Origin of the sequence: Brevundimonas sp. 2YAF1, assembly GCF_052114745.1 — a bacterium.
In the GTDB taxonomy this organism is placed as follows: Bacteria; Pseudomonadota; Alphaproteobacteria; order Caulobacterales; family Caulobacteraceae; genus Brevundimonas.
Genome location: NZ_JBFRFI010000002.1, coordinates 116,480 through 132,375 on the forward strand (window position 1 = coordinate 116,480; position 15,896 = coordinate 132,375).

12 protein-coding genes are annotated in these 15,896 nt (G+C 68.9%); 5 read left to right on the top strand and 7 right to left on the bottom strand.

Annotated elements, in window-relative coordinates:
* Positions 1 to 36 precede the first annotated feature (36 nt).
* The 4 genes from AB4Y68_RS03180 to alaS all read left to right on the top strand — a co-directional run bounded on the left by AB4Y68_RS03180 (position 37) and on the right by alaS (position 6,652).
* A complete protein-coding gene (locus AB4Y68_RS03180; protein ID WP_441454029.1) occupies positions 37 to 1,548 on the top strand; it encodes a CYTH and CHAD domain-containing protein in 1,512 nt (503 codons plus the stop codon).
* Between the two features lie 145 nt (positions 1,549 to 1,693).
* Complete coding sequence (recA, locus tag AB4Y68_RS03185) at positions 1,694 to 2,773, top strand: recombinase RecA (RefSeq protein WP_441454031.1); 1,080 nt, start codon at positions 1,694 to 1,696, stop codon at positions 2,771 to 2,773.
* Between the two features lie 477 nt (positions 2,774 to 3,250).
* The gene (gene rraA, locus AB4Y68_RS03190) at positions 3,251 to 3,733 is read left to right on the top strand and encodes a ribonuclease E activity regulator RraA (protein WP_441454033.1); all 483 of its coding nucleotides are present in this window, start codon (positions 3,251 to 3,253) and stop codon (positions 3,731 to 3,733) included.
* A 261-nt stretch (positions 3,734 to 3,994) separates the two neighbouring features.
* The gene (alaS, locus tag AB4Y68_RS03195) at positions 3,995 to 6,652 is read left to right on the top strand and encodes an alanine--tRNA ligase (protein ID WP_441454034.1); all 2,658 of its coding nucleotides are present in this window, start codon (positions 3,995 to 3,997) and stop codon (positions 6,650 to 6,652) included.
* A gap of 186 nt (positions 6,653 to 6,838) precedes the next feature.
* On the opposite strand, the gene AB4Y68_RS03200 is transcribed toward alaS, so the two are convergent.
* Both AB4Y68_RS03200 and AB4Y68_RS03205 read right to left on the bottom strand, forming a co-directional pair.
* Positions 6,839 to 7,384 (bottom strand): DUF2939 domain-containing protein, encoded by a 546-nt coding sequence (locus AB4Y68_RS03200; RefSeq protein WP_441454036.1) that lies wholly within the window; start codon positions 7,382 to 7,384, stop codon positions 6,839 to 6,841.
* Positions 7,385 to 7,861: 477 nt separating this feature from the next.
* Complete coding sequence (locus AB4Y68_RS03205) at positions 7,862 to 9,082, bottom strand: NADP-dependent isocitrate dehydrogenase (protein ID WP_441454037.1); 1,221 nt, start codon at positions 9,080 to 9,082, stop codon at positions 7,862 to 7,864.
* Between the two features lie 185 nt (positions 9,083 to 9,267).
* Between AB4Y68_RS03205 and AB4Y68_RS03210 the strand changes: the two genes are divergently transcribed.
* Positions 9,268 to 10,368 carry a DUF1176 domain-containing protein gene (locus AB4Y68_RS03210; protein ID WP_441454039.1) on the top strand — a complete coding sequence of 367 codons (1,101 nt, stop codon included), beginning with the start codon at positions 9,268 to 9,270 and terminating at the stop codon, positions 10,366 to 10,368.
* 57 nt (positions 10,369 to 10,425) lie between these two features.
* On the opposite strand, the gene AB4Y68_RS03215 is transcribed toward AB4Y68_RS03210, so the two are convergent.
* The 5 genes from AB4Y68_RS03215 to AB4Y68_RS03235 form a co-directional block, all read right to left on the bottom strand.
* Entirely contained in the window at positions 10,426 to 12,216 is a 1,791-nt protein-coding gene (locus AB4Y68_RS03215; RefSeq protein ID WP_441454041.1) for a DUF885 domain-containing protein, read from the bottom strand.
* Between the two features lie 91 nt (positions 12,217 to 12,307).
* Positions 12,308 to 14,146, bottom strand: a complete 1,839-nt coding sequence (locus AB4Y68_RS03220) for a DUF885 domain-containing protein (protein ID WP_441454042.1) — start codon at positions 14,144 to 14,146, stop codon at positions 12,308 to 12,310.
* A 111-nt stretch (positions 14,147 to 14,257) separates the two neighbouring features.
* Positions 14,258 to 14,503 carry a hypothetical protein gene (locus tag AB4Y68_RS03225; RefSeq protein ID WP_441454043.1) on the bottom strand — a complete coding sequence of 82 codons (246 nt, stop codon included), beginning with the start codon at positions 14,501 to 14,503 and terminating at the stop codon, positions 14,258 to 14,260.
* A gap of 6 nt (positions 14,504 to 14,509) precedes the next feature.
* Entirely contained in the window at positions 14,510 to 15,343 is an 834-nt protein-coding gene (gene fghA, locus AB4Y68_RS03230; protein ID WP_441454431.1) for an S-formylglutathione hydrolase, read from the bottom strand.
* Positions 15,343 to 15,894, bottom strand: a complete 552-nt coding sequence (locus tag AB4Y68_RS03235) for a hypothetical protein (RefSeq protein WP_441454045.1) — start codon at positions 15,892 to 15,894, stop codon at positions 15,343 to 15,345. The genes fghA and AB4Y68_RS03235 overlap by 1 nt, the downstream gene beginning before the upstream one ends.
* Between the last annotated feature and the right edge of the window lie 2 nt (positions 15,895 to 15,896).

Consider the following 15,896-nt stretch of genomic DNA (forward strand, 5'->3'; position numbering starts at 1 on the left):
CTTCATAATGGAGCTTCGGACAGGACAGGGCGGCGCATGACGGCTCCCGCGATCGAAACCGAACTGAAGTTCCGGCTCGGCCCCGGCGCGGTGGTGCGCCTGTCGGGCCATCCGGCGCTGCAGGGCGAGCAGCGGACGGACCACCTGCGCTCGGTCTATTTCGACACCCCCGACGGCCTGCTGCGCGCCGCTGGCTTCGGCCTGCGGGTGCGCGCGACCGGCGACGGCTTCGTCCAGACGCTGAAGCGCCAGACCGCCCCCGGCCAGACCGCGCGCGACGAGTGGGAGGCCCCCGTCGCCTCCGAAGCCCTGGACCTCGCCGCGCTCAAGGCCACGCCCGCGCACAGACTGCTGAAGGGCCGCCGGCGCGACCTGTCGCCCCGCTTCGCCACGACCGTCGTGCGCCGGGTGCACATGGTCCGCCTGGACGGCGCCCTGATCGAGGTCGCCTTCGACGCGGGCGACCTGTCGGTAGGCGAGCGGCGCGAGCCGATCTACGAGCTGGAGCTGGAGCTGAAGGCGGGCGAGCCCTCCGCCCTGTTCGCCCTGGCCCGGCGGCTGGCGCGCGACCTGGCCATCGTCCCGGTGTTCGAAAGCAAGGCCGAGCGCGGCTGGCGGCTGGCCGACGGCGCGAGCCGGAAGCCGCGTCTGCCCTCGCCCGCGCCCCTGACGCCCGAGATGACCGCAGCGCCGGCCTTTCGCCTCCTGGCCATGGCCTGTCTGGCCCAGGTTTCCGCCAACGCCGAACTGCTGCGCGTCGTGCGCCGTCCCGAGGCGGTGCATCAGTTGCGCGTCGGCCTGCGCCGACTGCGCGCCGTCGTCGCCGTCTTCCAGCCCCTGCTGGCCGAGGCGGACCGCGAGCGGATCGAGACCGAGCTGAAATGGCTCGCGCGCGAGACCGACGCCGCGCGCGATCTGGACGTCTTCATCCGCGACGTCTTCCACCCGACCGTTCTGGACGCGCCCTCGCCGGACCTCGTCCCGCTCGGCCGCCGCCTGCTGGCCGCCCGGGGCCAGGCCTACGACCGCGCCCTCGCGGCCATAGGGTCGTCGCGCTACGGCCTGCTGATGCTGGAGACGACCGCCTGGATCGAGACGGCCGCCCTGCCCGACGAGCCTGTCGAGCGGTTCGCCCGGACGGCCCTGGACCGGCTGCACCGTCAGGTCGAGCGCCGCGGCCGGGACCTGGCCGGGCAGGACGCCGACAGCCGCCATCACCTGCGCATCCGGGCCAAACGTCTGCGCTACGCCGCCGAATTCTTCTCCGACCTCTTCCCCGCCCGGCGCCGCCGCGCCGGCTATCTGAAGGCGCTGGAACGGATGCAGGACACGCTCGGTGCCCTCAACGATCTGGCCGTGGCGCGCGACCGAATCCCCGGCGAGGCCCATCTGGACGACCCCGCCGTCGCCTTCGCCGCCGGGCGCGTCGTCGGCCGTCGCGAGCGCGCCGAAGCCGCCCTGCTGGCCGACGCCGTCAAGGCCACCCGGCGTTTCCACGACGCCGCGCCCTTCTGGAACCGACACAGGAAACGTCAGAAACGGTCGTAGGCCACAACCGTTCTCACCGCTGTAAATGAGAACATCTTGTGAACCAGAACAAACCATGCACATAGTCCGTCTCACAGAGGGAGCGGGTCCTTGGCGGGTCTCTCCCAAAGCCCAGAATGGAATCATGGCAAGGGAGAGAAAACCAATGGCACAGGCGGCATTGAAGCTCGTGGGTAAAGAAGACGGCGAAAAGCAACGCGCTCTGGAGGCGGCGATCGCGCAGATCGATCGCGCCTTCGGCAAGGGCTCGGTGATGAAACTGGGCAAGGGCGGCGTGGCGGTGGAAATCGCCAGCGTCTCGACCGGCTCGCTCGGCCTCGACATGGCGCTCGGCATCGGCGGTCTGCCGCGCGGACGCGTCATCGAGGTGTTCGGCCCTGAATCCTCGGGCAAGACCACCCTGGCCCTGCACACCGTGGCCGAAATCCAGAAGGCCGGCGGCACCGCCGCCTTCGTCGACGCCGAACACGCGCTGGATCCCGGCTACGCCCAGAAGCTGGGCGTCAATCTGGACGACCTGCTGGTGTCGCAGCCCGACACGGGCGAGCAGGCGCTGGAAATCGTCGACACCCTGGTGCGCTCGGGCGCCGTGGACATTGTCGTGGTCGACTCGGTCGCCGCCCTGACGCCGCGCGCCGAAATCGAAGGCGAGATGGGCGACAGCCTGCCCGGCCTGCAGGCCCGCCTGATGAGCCAGGCGCTGCGCAAGCTGACCGCCTCGATCTCCAAGTCGAACTGCATCGTCCTGTTCATCAACCAGATCCGCCACAAGATCGGGGTCATGTACGGTTCGCCGGAAACGACGACCGGCGGCAATGCGCTGAAATTCTACGCCTCGGTTCGCCTCGACATCCGCCGCACCGGCGCGATCAAGAACCGCGACGAGGTCGTCGGCAACACCACCCGCGTCAAGGTGGTCAAGAACAAGGTCGCCCCGCCGTTCCGCGAGGTCATCTTCGACATCATGTACGGCGAAGGCATCTCCAAACTGGGCGAGATCATCGACCTGGGGGTCAAGGCCGGGGTCATCGACAAGGCCGGCTCCTGGTTCAGCTATGACTCGATCCGCATCGGCCAGGGCCGCGAGAACGTGCGCGAGTTCCTGAAACAGAACCCCGACATGGCCGCCTCCATCGAGGCGGCGGTGCGCGCCTCGACCAACAAGATCGCCGACGAGCTTCTGGGCACGCCCGAGCCCGATGAAGGCCAAGATCTGGAAGGGTGAATCCGGAGGGGCTGATCCAGCCCTCCGCCAGCTTCTCCGTCCGCCGTCCCCCGCGACCCGCCGAACGACCCCGCGGGGCTCGGGCCGGACGGAGCCGGCCCGCCCGATCCGCATCGGGCGGGCCTCTTTTTTTGTTGAGGCAATGCCCGCCCGATCCGCATCGGGCGGGCCTCTTTTTTGTTGGGACAATGGCCGCCCGATCCGCATCGGGCGGGCCTTGCGCCCCTGTTCGAGCCGTCCCTCCGCCGTCACCCCGGACGGCCCGAAGGGGCGATCCGGGGCCCAGGCCCCGCCCCCAATGGCATGGACGGAGAAATGTCAGACGCCTGGGTTCCGGGTTCGCTTCGCGCCCCGGAATGACGGTCAAGAAAGACGGAACCCTCTCCGATCCGCCTCCGACCGGCTTTTTTGTCGCCCGCCGACTGGTCGAAGCTGGCCCATGTGGGCAAGCTGCGCCGTGAAGAACCGGAGCCTCCCATGACCCTCGCCACCGCCGACCTGTGCGACGCCCACCCCGACAGGGTGAAGGTCTGCCAGACCCCGTTCCGAAGCTTCGGCAAGGTCGCGGCCTTCAACGGACCGATCCGCACCCTCAGCGTGCTCGACGACAACGCCCTCGTCCGTCAGGCGCTGGAGCGCCCCGGTCAGGGCGCGGTTCTGGTGGTCAATGGGGGCGGGTCGCTGAAGCGCGCCCTGGTCGGCGACAACCTGGCTGGGCTGGCCATCGACAACGGCTGGGCCGGGATCATCGTCCACGGCGCCGTCCGCGACACCGGCGTGCTGAACACCATGGAGGTGGGCGTCAAGGCCCTGGGCACAGTCCCCCTGCGCGCCGACCGCGACGGCATCGGCGAAATCGACATCGCCATCAGCTTTGGCGGGGTCATCTTCACCCCCGGCGACTGGCTCTATGCCGATGGCGACGGGGTCATTGTTTCGGCCGAACGGCTGCACGACTGACAACAGCTTTCCTCCCTGTCGCGGAGCGATGGGGAGGTGGATCGGCGGCGAAGCCGGCGAGACGGAGGGGGCGTCTCAACGGGCTGACCTCTGCGCCGCCCCCTCCACCGCTACGCGGTCCCCCTCCCCATGGAATGGGGAGGAAAAAGCCCAGCGCCCCCGCGCGATCACGCGCGAGTGATGCGTTCGGCGCAAAATCCCTATATGACGCCCGTTCCGACATTCTCCCCGCGCGTCCGAATTCCTTAGAGCGATACGCCCATGACCAGCCTGAAACAGATCCGCTCCACCTTCCTCGACTACTTCGCGGCCGACGGCCACGAGAAGGTGCAGTCGGCTCCGCTGGTGCCGCAGAACGACCCGACCCTGCTGTTCGTCAACGCGGGCATGGTGCCGTTCAAGGACTACTTCACCGGCGCTTCGACCCCGCCCTACAAGCGCGCGACCAGCTCGCAGAAGTGCGTCCGCGCCGGCGGCAAGCACAACGACCTGGACAACGTCGGCTACACCGCGCGCCACCACACCTTCTTCGAGATGCTGGGCAACTTCTCGTTCGGCGACTACTTCAAGGACCACGCCATCGAGAGCGCGTGGGGGCTGCTGACCAAGGAATTCGGCCTCGACGCCAACCGCCTGCTGGTCACCGTCTATCACACCGACGACGAAGCCTTCGACATCTGGAAGAAGATCACCGGCTTCTCGGACGACAAGATCATCCGCATCCCGACCGCCGACAACTTCTGGGCCATGGGCGACAGCGGCCCCTGCGGCCCCTGCACCGAGATCTTCTACGACCACGGCGACCACATCGCCGGCGGCCCTCCTGGGAGCCCCGACGAGGACGGCGACCGCTTCGTGGAGATCTGGAACAACGTCTTCATGCAGTACGAGAAGGAGAACGATAAGATCGTTCGCGACCTTCCCAAGCCCAGCGTCGACACCGGCATGGGCCTGGAGCGCATCGCCGCCGTGCTGCAGGGCGTCCACTCCAACTACGACGTCGACCTGTTCCGCAGCCTGATCGGCGCCTCGGAAGAACTGACCTCGACCAAGGCCGAGGGTGAGCGCGCCCCCAGCCACCGCGTCATCGCCGACCACCTGCGCTCGTCCTCCTTCCTGATCGCCGACGGCGTCACCCCCTCGAACGAGGGTCGCGGCTATGTCCTGCGCCGCATCATGCGCCGCGCCATGCGTCATGCTCACCTGCTGGGGTCGTCGGACCCGCTGATGCACCGTCTGGTGCCGACCCTGGTCGAGGAGATGGGCGAGGCCTATCCCGAACTGCGCCGCGCCCAGGCCTTCATCGAGGACACGCTGAAACAGGAAGAAATCCGTTTCCGCACCACGCTGGGTCGCGGCATGAACCTGTTCGATCAGGCCACGACCGGCTTCAAATCCGGCGACATGCTGGACGGCCAGACGGCGTTCGCCCTCTATGACACCTACGGCTTCCCGCTGGACCTGACGCAGGACGAGGCCCGCCGTCGCGGCTTCTCGGTCAACGTCGCCGGGTTCGAATCCGCCATGGAAGAACAGCGCGCCCGTTCGCGCGAGCACTGGACCGGCTCGGGCCAGACGGCCTCGGCCGGCGCCTGGCTGAGCTTGCGCGACCAGCACGGCGTGAGCCAGTTCACCGGCTATGAGTCGGAAACCGGCGAGGGCCAGGTCGTCGCCATCCTGAAGGACGGCGTCGCCGTCGACGCCGCCGAGGCCGGCGAGGTGGTCGAGGTCGTGCTGAACCAGACCCCCTTCTACGCCGAAGGCGGCGGTCAGGCCGGCGACAAGGGCGTCTTCGTCTGGACCAACGGCGAAGGCCGCGTGCTGGACACCAAGAAGCACGCCGACCTGTTCGTCCACGCGGTGCAGGTGGCCCAGGGCGCGGCCCTGACGGTCGGCGCCACGGTGACGGCTACGGTCGAGCCGGGCTCGCGCCCGACGACCCGCGCCAACCACTCGGCGGCCCACCTGCTGCATGCGGCGCTGAAGAACGTGCTCGGCCCACACGTCGCCCAGAAGGGCCAGATGGTCGACGCCGAGCGCATGCGCTTCGACTTCAGCCACAACGCCCCGGTGACAGAGGACGAACTGGCCCGGATCGAGGACGAGGTGAACGCGGTCATCCGCCAGAACCTGCCGACCACGACCCAGCTGATGCACCCCGAAGCCGCCATCGAGGCCGGCGCCGTCGCCCTGTTCGGCGAGAAGTACGGCGACGAGGTCCGCGTCCTGACCCTGGGCCACGCCCTGTCGGGAGACGGCGCCTATTCGGTTGAACTGTGCGGCGGCACCCACGTCGCCCGCACCGGCGACATCGCCCTGTTCAAGATCGTGTCGGAAGGCGGCGTCGCCGCCGGCGTCCGCCGCATCGAGGCCCTGACCGGCGAGGCCGCGCGTCAGTTCCTGCTGGCCCAGGCCAATGTCGCCCGTTCGCTGGCCCAGGGCTTCAAGATCCAGACCGCCGACGTTCCGGCCCGGGTCGAGGCCCTGAGCGCTGAACGCAAGGCGCTGGAGAAGCAGGTCGCCGACCTGAAGAAGCAACTGGCCCTCGGCGGCGGCGCGGGCGCCAATGCGGCCCCGGAAACCATCAACGGCGTCACCCTGATCGCCCGCGTCCTGGACGGCGTGGACGGCAAGGGCCTGCGCGGCGTGGCCGAGGACTTCAAGAAGCAGATCGGCTCCGGCGTCGTCGCCCTGGTCGGCGTCACCGACGGCAAGGCGGCCATCACGGTGGCCGTGACCCCTGACATGGCGGGCCCAGAATCAGGGAAGGTCAACGCGGCTGATCTGGCCCGCGACGCCGTCATCGCCATGGGCGGCAAGGGCGCGGGCGGCAAGCCCGACTTCGCCCAGGGCGGCGCCCCGGACGGCGCCAAGGCCGAAGCCGGTCTGGACGCCATCCGGGCTGCTCTGAAGGGCTAAGCCGCCTCACAGCTGAAACAGGAAAGGGCGGCGCATCGGATGCGCCGCCCTTTTTCTTGGCTGATCACCAATCATCCGCTCATCCCCGCGGAGGCGGGGACCCAGTAAGAGCCTCACGCGACATCGTTGGCTGTTTGCGCTCGCAGCCAAAGGTCTGGGTCCCCGCCTCCGCGGGGATGAGCGGAATTAAGTGGGCTCGCTCAGATCAATCCCCGCCAGCTTCCAGCCGAACAGGTTGCGGCGCTTCATCAGCAGGGAGACCTGCTCGTCCGGCTGGTCGTCGCGGGTCAGGGTGACGGCGAAGGTGTCGAGGTCGCGGTACCCCCAGGACTGGCGCACCCGGGTCTTGGCGGCCTTGGGTTCGGTCGGCGCCGACTTCACGAGGTCAGGCTTGGGCGCCTCGCCCTCGCGCACCATTATGGAAATGGCCTGGGGCGTGACCAAGGCGTCGACCGCCCCGCCGACCAGGGTCGGGGCCAACAGCATGCCCAGACCCGACAGGCCGCCCAGGCGGCCGTCCTTGCGCATCTCGCTCACCATGCGGGCGCTCAGTTCGTCCTTCAGGCTGGCGCGGAAGGCGGGAAAATCGACCTGGCGTTCCAGCGCCTTCTCGTCGCCGGTCTTGGCGGCCTGCACCAGCGACCGCGCCGCCAGCAGCGGCGATGCGGCGTAGGCCAGGACGAACACCGCCACGGCGGCGCCCCCCAGTCGAAGGATCAGTTTCTGGTTCATCGGCCCTCCCCTGCCTTACGAACGCGACGGGTAAGCGACATGTGACGACACGACCTCGAAAACCCCCAAGGACATTAAGGGCATGGTTCGTGGAGGGGCTCAAGCTCAGCGTTTCACTCCGCCGTCATTCCGCGGCGCGAAGCGAACCCGGACCCCAGGCGTCTGGCCTGCCGCGCCCCTGCCCAGTCCAGCGCCTGGGCCCCGGATCGCCCCTGCGGGTCGTCCGGGGTGACGGAAGAGAAAGATCGACACACACCTCTGCCGTCATCCTCGGGCTGGACCCGAGGATCGGGTCGTCCGCCTGCGCGACGTCAGCGCGCCCCTGCGCTGGATCCTCGGATCAAGTCCGAGGATGACGGCGGTTGGGAGAGACGCGGCGAGTGGAAGAGCGGACAACAAAAAGGCCCGCCGGATTTCTCCAGCGGGCCTCGATGATCACGCCGACGCGCTCAAGCAGCGCGAAGCGCGGTAGCGCCCTTAGCCGATGTGCGGCAGGGCGGCGCGCAGGTTGTCGGAGACCTTGTCGAGGAAGCCCTCGGTGGTCAGCCACGACTGTTGGTCGCCGACCAGCAGGGCCAAGTCCTTGGTCATGAAGCCCGACTCGACGGTCTCGACCACGACACGTTCCAGGGTGGCGGCGAACTGGGCCAGCTCGGCGTTGTCGTCCAGCTTGGCGCGGTGCGAGAAGCCGCGCGTCCAGGCGTAGATCGAGGCGATCGAGTTGGTCGAGGTGGCCTCGCCCTTCTGATGCTGGCGGTAGTGACGGGTCACGGTGCCGTGGGCGGCTTCCGATTCCAGCACCTTGCCGTCCGGCGTCATCAGCACCGAGGTCATCAGGCCCAGCGAGCCGAAGCCCTGCGCCACGATGTCCGACTGAACGTCGCCGTCGTAGTTCTTGCACGCCCAGACGAAGCCGCCCGACCACTTGATGGCCGCGGCCACCATGTCGTCGATCAGGCGGTGCTCATAGGTCAGGCCCTTGGCCTTGAACTCGGCGGCGAATTCTTCGTCGAACACCTTCTGGAAGATGTCCTTGAAGCGGCCGTCGTAGGCTTTCAGGATGGTGTTCTTGGTCGACAGATAGACCGGATAGTTGCGCTGCAGGCCGAACGAGAAGCTGGCGCGAGCGAACTCGGTGATCGAGTCGTCCAGGTTGTACATGCCCATGGCCACGCCGGCCGAGGGGAAGTCGAAGACTTCGTAGTTCTGCTCTTCGCCGTTGGCGCCGACCCACTTCATGGTCAGCTTGCCCGGGCCGGGGACCAGGAAGTCCGTGGCCTTGTACTGGTCGCCGAAGGCGTGACGGCCGACGACGATGGGCTGGGTCCAACCGGGGACCAGACGCGGCACGTTCGAGCAGATGATCGGCTCGCGGAAGACGACGCCGCCCAGGATGTTGCGGATGGTGCCGTTCGGCGACTTCCACATCTTCTTCAGGCCGAATTCCTTCACCCGGGCTTCGTCCGGGGTGATGGTGGCGCACTTGACGCCGACGCCGTGCTTCTGGATGGCGTGGGCCGCGTCGATCGTCACCTGGTCGTCGGTGGCGTCGCGGTTTTCCATGCCGAGGTCGTAGTAGTCGAGGTCCAGGTCCAGATAGGGGAAGACCAGCTTGTCCTTGATCATCTGCCAGATGATCCGGGTCATTTCGTCGCCGTCGATGTCCACGATGGGGTTGGCGACCTTGATCTTGGCCATGCTCTGCCTCTGTCTCTCAATCTGGGTAAGGAATACGTGCGGGCGGTATAGCGAGGCGCGCGCGCGGGCGCAAAGGTTGAGCGGCTGGAACCCCCTGCCCCGTCCGAAAACTGCCCCCGGGGCCTGAACCGGCGGCGGGCCCGACCGTTCATGGCGGACCCGCTCCGTTTCGCGAGACGCGATCCATGTCGTCCCTCCAGCCTCCGCTCGTCGCCGCCCTCGCCTTGACGGCCGTCGCGCTGGCCGCCTGTCAGGAAGGCGAAAAGGACGGCGCGCCGCCCGTGACGGCGGCGACCCCGGCCCAGACGGCGAGGTCCCACACCGAAACCCGCAAATTCCGCGACTGGCTGGCGGTCTGTGACAACGGCAACGCCTGCTTCGCCTTGGGATCCGCGCCGGAAGGACAGAGCGGCTGGGTTCGGGTCAGCCTGGCCCCCGGTCCCGGCGCCCGACCCGAGATCGCCGCCGGTTTCCCCGGCGACGGCGCAGCGCCCGGCGCGCTGGCGCTGGAGGTCGACGGTCGGCGCTTCGCCACCGACACGGCCTCGGCGCCGACCGACGCGAAGGGTTCCTTCGGCGTGATCCGTCGACAGCCCCTGCCCGCCGTGAAGGCCCTGACCTCGGGGCGCCGCCTGACCCTGACCGACGGCGGGGAGCGCGTGCCGGTCTCCCTGTCCGGCGCCGCCGCGGCCCTGTCGTGGATCGATGACCGCCAGGGCCGGTTGGGCACGACCGCCGCCCTGGTCCGGCGCGGCCGCAGGCCCGCCGCAGCCGCAGCCGCAGCCGCCGCCCCGGCCTTGCCGAGCGTCACGCCCGCCCCCGCCATCGCCCAGACCGGCCTGCCCCGGCCGGTCCTGCCCGCCGCCTTCGAGGCCCGCGCCGACGTCAAACAGTGCCGATCCGACACCGCGTTCAGCGCCGCCTTCCAGAGCGGCGTCACCATCGACCGCCTGTCGGAGGACCGCGAGTTGTGGGGCCTGCCCTGTTTCGCGGGGTCCTATAATTTCAGCTTCCGCTATTTCATCACCGGCCGGGGCGGCGTCGATCCCGCCCCCGTGATCTTCCCCACCTCGCGCAAACCGACCGCCGAGGTCGTCAACAGCCGCTACGATCCGGCCAGCCGCACCCTGACCGCCTTCGACAAGGGGCGCGGCGTCGGCGACTGCGGCGTGGCCTCGACCTGGGTCTGGGCCGGCCGCGCCTTCGTGCTGAAGGCCGAGCGCGAGATGCGCGAATGCTGGGGCGTGCCCGCCGACCTGTGGCCGACCACCTGGCGCAGCCGCTGACATGAAAACGGCCCGGGCGCGCGAACGCCCGGGCCGTTCTTCAGTCGATGGCGGCCGTCAGGCGCGCATCTGGGCTTCCAGCACCGCCAGCGGCAGGGAGCCGTTCATCAGCACCTTGTCGTGGAAGGCGCGCAGGTCGAAGCCGGGCTTGGCCTCGGCATCCTTCCTCAGACGGGCGATGACCGTGTGGCCGACCTTGTAGGAACAGGCCTGGCCCGGCCAGACGGTGTAGCGGTTGATCTCGCTGTTCGAGGCGTCCAGCGGCTTGGCGCCCGAGGCCGCCATGTATTCGACCGCCTGTTCGCGGCTCCAGCGTTCGGAGTGCAGACCGGTGTCGACCACCAGACGCACCGCCCGGAACAGGTAGGACATCAGGAAGCCGACGCGGCCCAGCGGATTGTCGGCGTAGGCGTTCAGGTCGTTGGCGGCGACCGCCTCCGTATACAGGGCCCAGCCCTCGTTATAGGCCGAGAAGCCGCCCGCCCGGCGCCACTGCGGCAGTTCGCCAGACTCGCGCTGCAGGGCGACCTGCAGGTGGTGGCCCGGCGAGGCCTCGTGATAGGTCAGGGTCGGCAGGGCGAAGCGCGGCCAGTTCCCGCTGTCGCGCAGGTTGATGTAGTAGGCGCCCGGACGCGAGCCATCCAGCGGCGGCCCCTGATAATAGCCGCCCGGCGCGCCCGACTGGATCGAGGGCGGCACGCGACGGATCTCGACGTGGGATTTCGGCAGACGGCCGAAGACGGTCGGCAGCTTGGGCTCCAGATCGGCGACCAGTTGGTTCAGCCAGACCAGCAGTTCCTCCTTGCCCGCGTCGGTGTTGGGGAAGAGCTGCGCCGGGTCCTTGTTCAGGGCCTGAATCCGCTCGCCGACCGTGCCCTGGGTATAGCCCTGCGCCTTCAGGATGACGTCGATCTCGGCGCTGATCTCGGCCACCTGCGCCTTGCCCATCCTGTGGATTTCGGCGGCGCTCAGGGTGGTGGTCGTGTTCGACTTCAGGCCGTTGGCGTAGAAGGCCTCGCCGTCGGGCAGGCGCCAGACCCCGGCGTCGTGGGTCGCCTGCGGGCGGATCGCCTCCAACGCTGCGACCTGACGGGCCAGGGCCGGCTTGACCTGCTGGTCGACGATGGCGGCGGCGCGCGCGTCATAGCCGGACAGGTTCAGGGCGGCGGTCTTCCGGGCCAGCGACTTGATCATGGCCATGTCGGCGGCGGACGTATCGCGCAGGGTGCGGATCTGCGGCAGGGCGCGGTCCAGGATGAAGTCCGGCGGAATGACGCCCAGGCCGGCGTCCTCGCGGATCTTGGCCGTCTCGCCGTCCAGCACCCCGGCGAAGGCCGACAGGCGCGACAGGAAGGCGTCGGCGCCGGCGGCGTCCTCGACCCGGTGCTGGTTGTCCATGAAGTCCGGCGTCTCGAAATAGCCGCCCGACAGCTGGGTCACGACATAGGGCGACGGACGGCCCGGCCCGGCGCCATAGGCGAAGCGCGAGGTCTCGGCCGAGGTCTCGCGCCCGAAGGCGGAGATGGCGTAGTTCAGGGCGCCCGCCTCTGAGAGACCCGTCTGATCGAAGGCGCGCAAGCTGGCCCAGCGGCTGATCGCCTTGTCGCGGTCCTTGCGAATGGCGTCCGGACCGGCCTCGCTCAGCCTGGACGACAGACCGGCGCGGGCGCCGCGGTCGAGGCCCAGGTTGGTGGCGCGCTCGGGCGCCTCGTCGATGTCGGCCTCGAACCAGCCGTCCAGCAGGGCGTTTAGCCGCCCGTCCGCGTCCTTGGCGGCCGCATGGGCGAGAGAGGGCGCGACCGCGGCCGTGGCGGCGGCGGTCAGCAGAAGGCGGCGGCGGTCGATCATGGTCTTTACTCCCCGACGAGGACGGCGCGACGCCGCGCGCCCCCTCACACTCAGACAAATTGTCGGGCCGGCGCGCCCGTGGTTCAAAAGCCTAGACGGGCGTCCAGGCGGTCATGGTCCGCTCCAGCACCGTCAGCGGCACGCCGCCCAGATTCAGGCCGGTGTCATGGAAGCCCTTGATGTCGAAGCGGCTTCCCAGACGCGCCTTGGCGTCTTCACGCAGCTTGACCCAGGTGGTGTGGCCGACCTTGTAGCTAGCGGCCTGACCCGGCCAGACACAATAACGTTCGACCTCGGTGGCGATGCTGGTTTCCTGATCGCCCAGAGTGTCGACCATGTAGCGGATGCCTTGCTCCCGGCTCCAGCGCTTGTGGTGCAGACCGGAGTCGACCACCAGACGCGCGGCGCGGAACATCAGCGACTGCAGATAGCCGATCTTGCCGAAGGGGTCGTTTTCATAGACCCCCATCTCGTCGGCCAACTGTTCGGAATACAGGCCCCAACCCTCGGAATAGGCCGAGAAGCCCATGACCTTCATCAGCAGCGGGGTGTCCGGCTTCTCCTGCTGCAGAGCGATCTGATGGTGATGGCCCGGAACCGCCTCGTGATAGGTCAGGGTCGGCAGGGTCCACTTGGGCCATTCCGCCGTGTCGCGCAGGTTGATGTAGTAGGCGCCCGGACGCGAGCCGTCCAAGGCGGGCGACTGGTAATAGCCGCCCGGCGCTCCAGCCTCGATGGCGACCGGCACGCGGCGGATCTCGACCGGCGATTTCGGCAGGCGGCCGAAGTAGTCCGGCAGGCGCGCCTGCATGTCCGCCATCTGGGCGTTCAGCGCCTTCAGCAGTTCCGCCTTGGCGTCGTCCGTGTTCGGATAGACGAAGCGCGGCTCCTTGCCCAAGGCGGCGATACGGGCGCCGACCGGCCCCTGCGTCATGCCTTGCGCCTTCAGCAGGGCGTCGGCGCGGGCCGAAATCTCGGCCACCTGCTCCAGCCCCATCTGATGCACCTCGTCCGGCGTCAACGAGGAGGTGGTGTAGAACTTCAGGCCGAAGCGGTAGTAGGCCTCGCCGTCGGGCAGACGCCAGGCGCCGCCGTCATGGGTCGCGCCGGGCCGCACCGCCTTGAAGGCGTCGGCCTGACGCTGAACCGCCGGATAGACTTCCGCCGTCAGGATGGCCTGGGCCCGCGCGGCCCAGTCGCCGGGGATGTTCTTCTCGGCCGTGCGGCGGGCCAGCGACTGGCTCATGACCGAATCCGCCACGGCGGTTCCGGTCAGCGACGCCATCTGGGCCAGGGTGCGGTCGATGACGAAGTCCGGCGGCACGGCCCCGGCGGCGAAGTCGGCCTGCATCCGCGCCCGCTCGGCGTCCAGCCCCCTGGCGAAGTCCGACAGGCGCGACAGATAGGCCTCGGCGTCGTCGGCGGTCTCGATCCGGTGCTGACTGTCCATGAAGTCCGGCACGCCCTGATAGGCGCCGCCCAGTTGGCTGACCGTATAGGGCGAGGGGAACAGGCCGCCGCCATAGGGGAAGCGGTCCCCCTCGAGCGTGGTGTCGCCAAAGAACTCCAGCGAGTCGTAATAGGTCTGCTCGTCGGCGGTCAGTTGCGACCGGTCGACGGCCTTCATCGCCTTCATGCCGTCGAAGAACCTGGCCTTGTCGGCGTCGATCTTGGCCTGGGACCGGTCGCTCAGCTTGAAGCGGGCGGCCGCCATCGGCCCCCGGTCCATGCCCAGCATGGTCAGGGTCTCGGGGTCGGACAGGATCATCTCCTGCGCGATCTTGTCCAGCAGGGCCAGGAACTGGGCCGAGGCGAGGCCAGCCGCCTCGGCGGCGGGCGCGGCGGTCTGCGCCAGGGCGCGGGCGGCGCCCGAGGCGGCGAAGGCGCCCCCCATGGCGGCGGTCATCAACAGGCGGCGGCGATCCAGCATCGGGCTTCCTCCCAAAAGCGATGGGAGGGACACTATCGAAGCGACGCCGCCCCGCAAGGCGTCACCTTTCCGCTACGGATGAAGTTCCGGCCGTCCGCCGCCCTGATGGGGTCAGCCGGGCTGGACGTGGGCCTTAAGACAGTCGCGCACGGCCTTCTTCAGGTCGCCCGGCGCATTGGGTTCGTCCACGCCGTCGGCGGCCAGCACCGCCTTGACCGCCGCGTCCAGACCCTTGGGCAGGGCCTCGATCACCTTCTTCTGACCCTTTTCATGCAGGCAGAAGCCGACCTCGCTGCACAGGGCGGCGAACAGGGCGTCGAAGTCCACGTGGTCGAAATTGGGGGCGGCGTCGGTCATGAAGTCTCAGGCTTTCAGGCGGGAGGCATGGAAGGCCACGTGGTCGTCCACGAAGCTGGCCATGAAGAAGTATGAGTGATCATAGCCCGGCTGCATCCGCAGGGTAAGCGCCTGTCCCGCCGCCTTGGCCGCCGCGACCAGAAGTTCGGGCTTCAACTGGTCGGTCAGGAAGGGATCGGCGTCGCCCTGATCGACCAGGATGTCGTCGAACACGCCTGCCGCCGCGCCGCTCTCGATCAGCTTGGCCGCATCGTGACGATCCCACTGGCCGCGATCTTCGCCCAGGTAGGCGCTGAACGCCTTCTCGCCCCAGGCGCAGCGCGTCGGCGACGCAATCGGCGCGAAGGCCGAAACCGACTTGAACAGGTCGGGGTGGCGCAGGGCCAGGGTCAGCGCCCCGTGCCCGCCCATGGAGTGACCAAAGATCGAACGCGTCCTGGTCGTCGGGAACGCGGCGTCGATCAGGGCGATCAGTTCGCCGGTGACGTAGCTTTCCATGCGGAAATGCGGCGCCCAGGGCGCCTGCGTCGCGTCGACGTAGAAGCCCGCGCCCTGGCCCAGATCATAGGCCGGATCGTCGGCCACGCCTTCGCCGCGCGGCGAAGTGTCCGGCGCCACGATGATGACGCCGTGCGCGGCGGCGGCCTTGTAGGCCCCGGCCTTGGTGGTGAAATTGTCCTCGGTGCAGGTCAGGCCGGACAGCCAGATCAGGACGGGAAACGGCCCCTCGCCCGCCGGAACGAAGACCGACAGGGTCATGGGCGTGCCGGTGGTCGCGCTGTCGTGCTTCAGATAGCGCAGCGTGCCGCCGTGGACGACGTGGGTCTTGGTGGTTTCCATCATTCGGGCCAGACTTTCGCGAGCAGGGCGTCGTCCAGAGCGCCCCCGTCCTTAGGGAAGTGCGCATACCAATCGCGCGGGATCGGCGGCCACCCGCTGGCCGGCGCCGCGCCGCCGCCCCAGGCGTCGAATTCCAGCCCGATCAGGATCGGCCCCTCGCGCACGGTCGGCGCCGGGACCGCCTCAACCCGGCGGATGGCGGCGTCGGCCACCTCGGGCTTCAGGGCAGGTTCGCCAGTGACAATCCAAGCTTTCGACCGGCCGCCCGGCTTGACCATCAGCAGCAACATGCCCGAGGCGCCGGGCTGCATCGGTTGGGTCTTAGCGGCGGCCGCAGCTGCGGCCCCCGCCCCGCGCAAATAGGGCGCAAGATCGGAAACCTCGGTCCGCTGCTTCAGTATCCGGTCAGGGAGGTAGAGCACCACCTCCTTCTGGACCCAGGGCTCTGCCGGGACCTCGACCCGAGCAGGCGCAGGCTCGCCCCGGTTGCAGGCGGCGAGCGCCATGACGGCCAGAACGGCCATGATCGACGCGGTCGCCGCCTTCTTCATCG

Coding starts and splice junctions, on each gene's coding strand:
- alaS (WP_441454034.1), top strand. CDS start 3,995: ATGACCAGCCTGAAACAGATCCGCTCCACCTTCCTCGACTACTTCGCG.
- AB4Y68_RS03215 (WP_441454041.1), bottom strand. CDS start 12,216: ATGATCGACCGCCGCCGCCTTCTGCTGACCGCCGCCGCCACGGCCGCG.
- rraA (WP_441454033.1), top strand. CDS start 3,251: ATGACCCTCGCCACCGCCGACCTGTGCGACGCCCACCCCGACAGGGTG.
- AB4Y68_RS03220 (WP_441454042.1), bottom strand. CDS start 14,146: ATGCTGGATCGCCGCCGCCTGTTGATGACCGCCGCCATGGGGGGCGCC.
- AB4Y68_RS03200 (WP_441454036.1), bottom strand. CDS start 7,384: ATGAACCAGAAACTGATCCTTCGACTGGGGGGCGCCGCCGTGGCGGTG.
- AB4Y68_RS03205 (WP_441454037.1), bottom strand. CDS start 9,082: ATGGCCAAGATCAAGGTCGCCAACCCCATCGTGGACATCGACGGCGAC.
- fghA (WP_441454431.1), bottom strand. CDS start 15,343: ATGGAAACCACCAAGACCCACGTCGTCCACGGCGGCACGCTGCGCTAT.
- recA (WP_441454031.1), top strand. CDS start 1,694: ATGGCACAGGCGGCATTGAAGCTCGTGGGTAAAGAAGACGGCGAAAAG.
- AB4Y68_RS03235 (WP_441454045.1), bottom strand. CDS start 15,894: ATGAAGAAGGCGGCGACCGCGTCGATCATGGCCGTTCTGGCCGTCATG.
- AB4Y68_RS03225 (WP_441454043.1), bottom strand. CDS start 14,503: ATGACCGACGCCGCCCCCAATTTCGACCACGTGGACTTCGACGCCCTG.
- AB4Y68_RS03210 (WP_441454039.1), top strand. CDS start 9,268: ATGTCGTCCCTCCAGCCTCCGCTCGTCGCCGCCCTCGCCTTGACGGCC.
- AB4Y68_RS03180 (WP_441454029.1), top strand. CDS start 37: ATGACGGCTCCCGCGATCGAAACCGAACTGAAGTTCCGGCTCGGCCCC.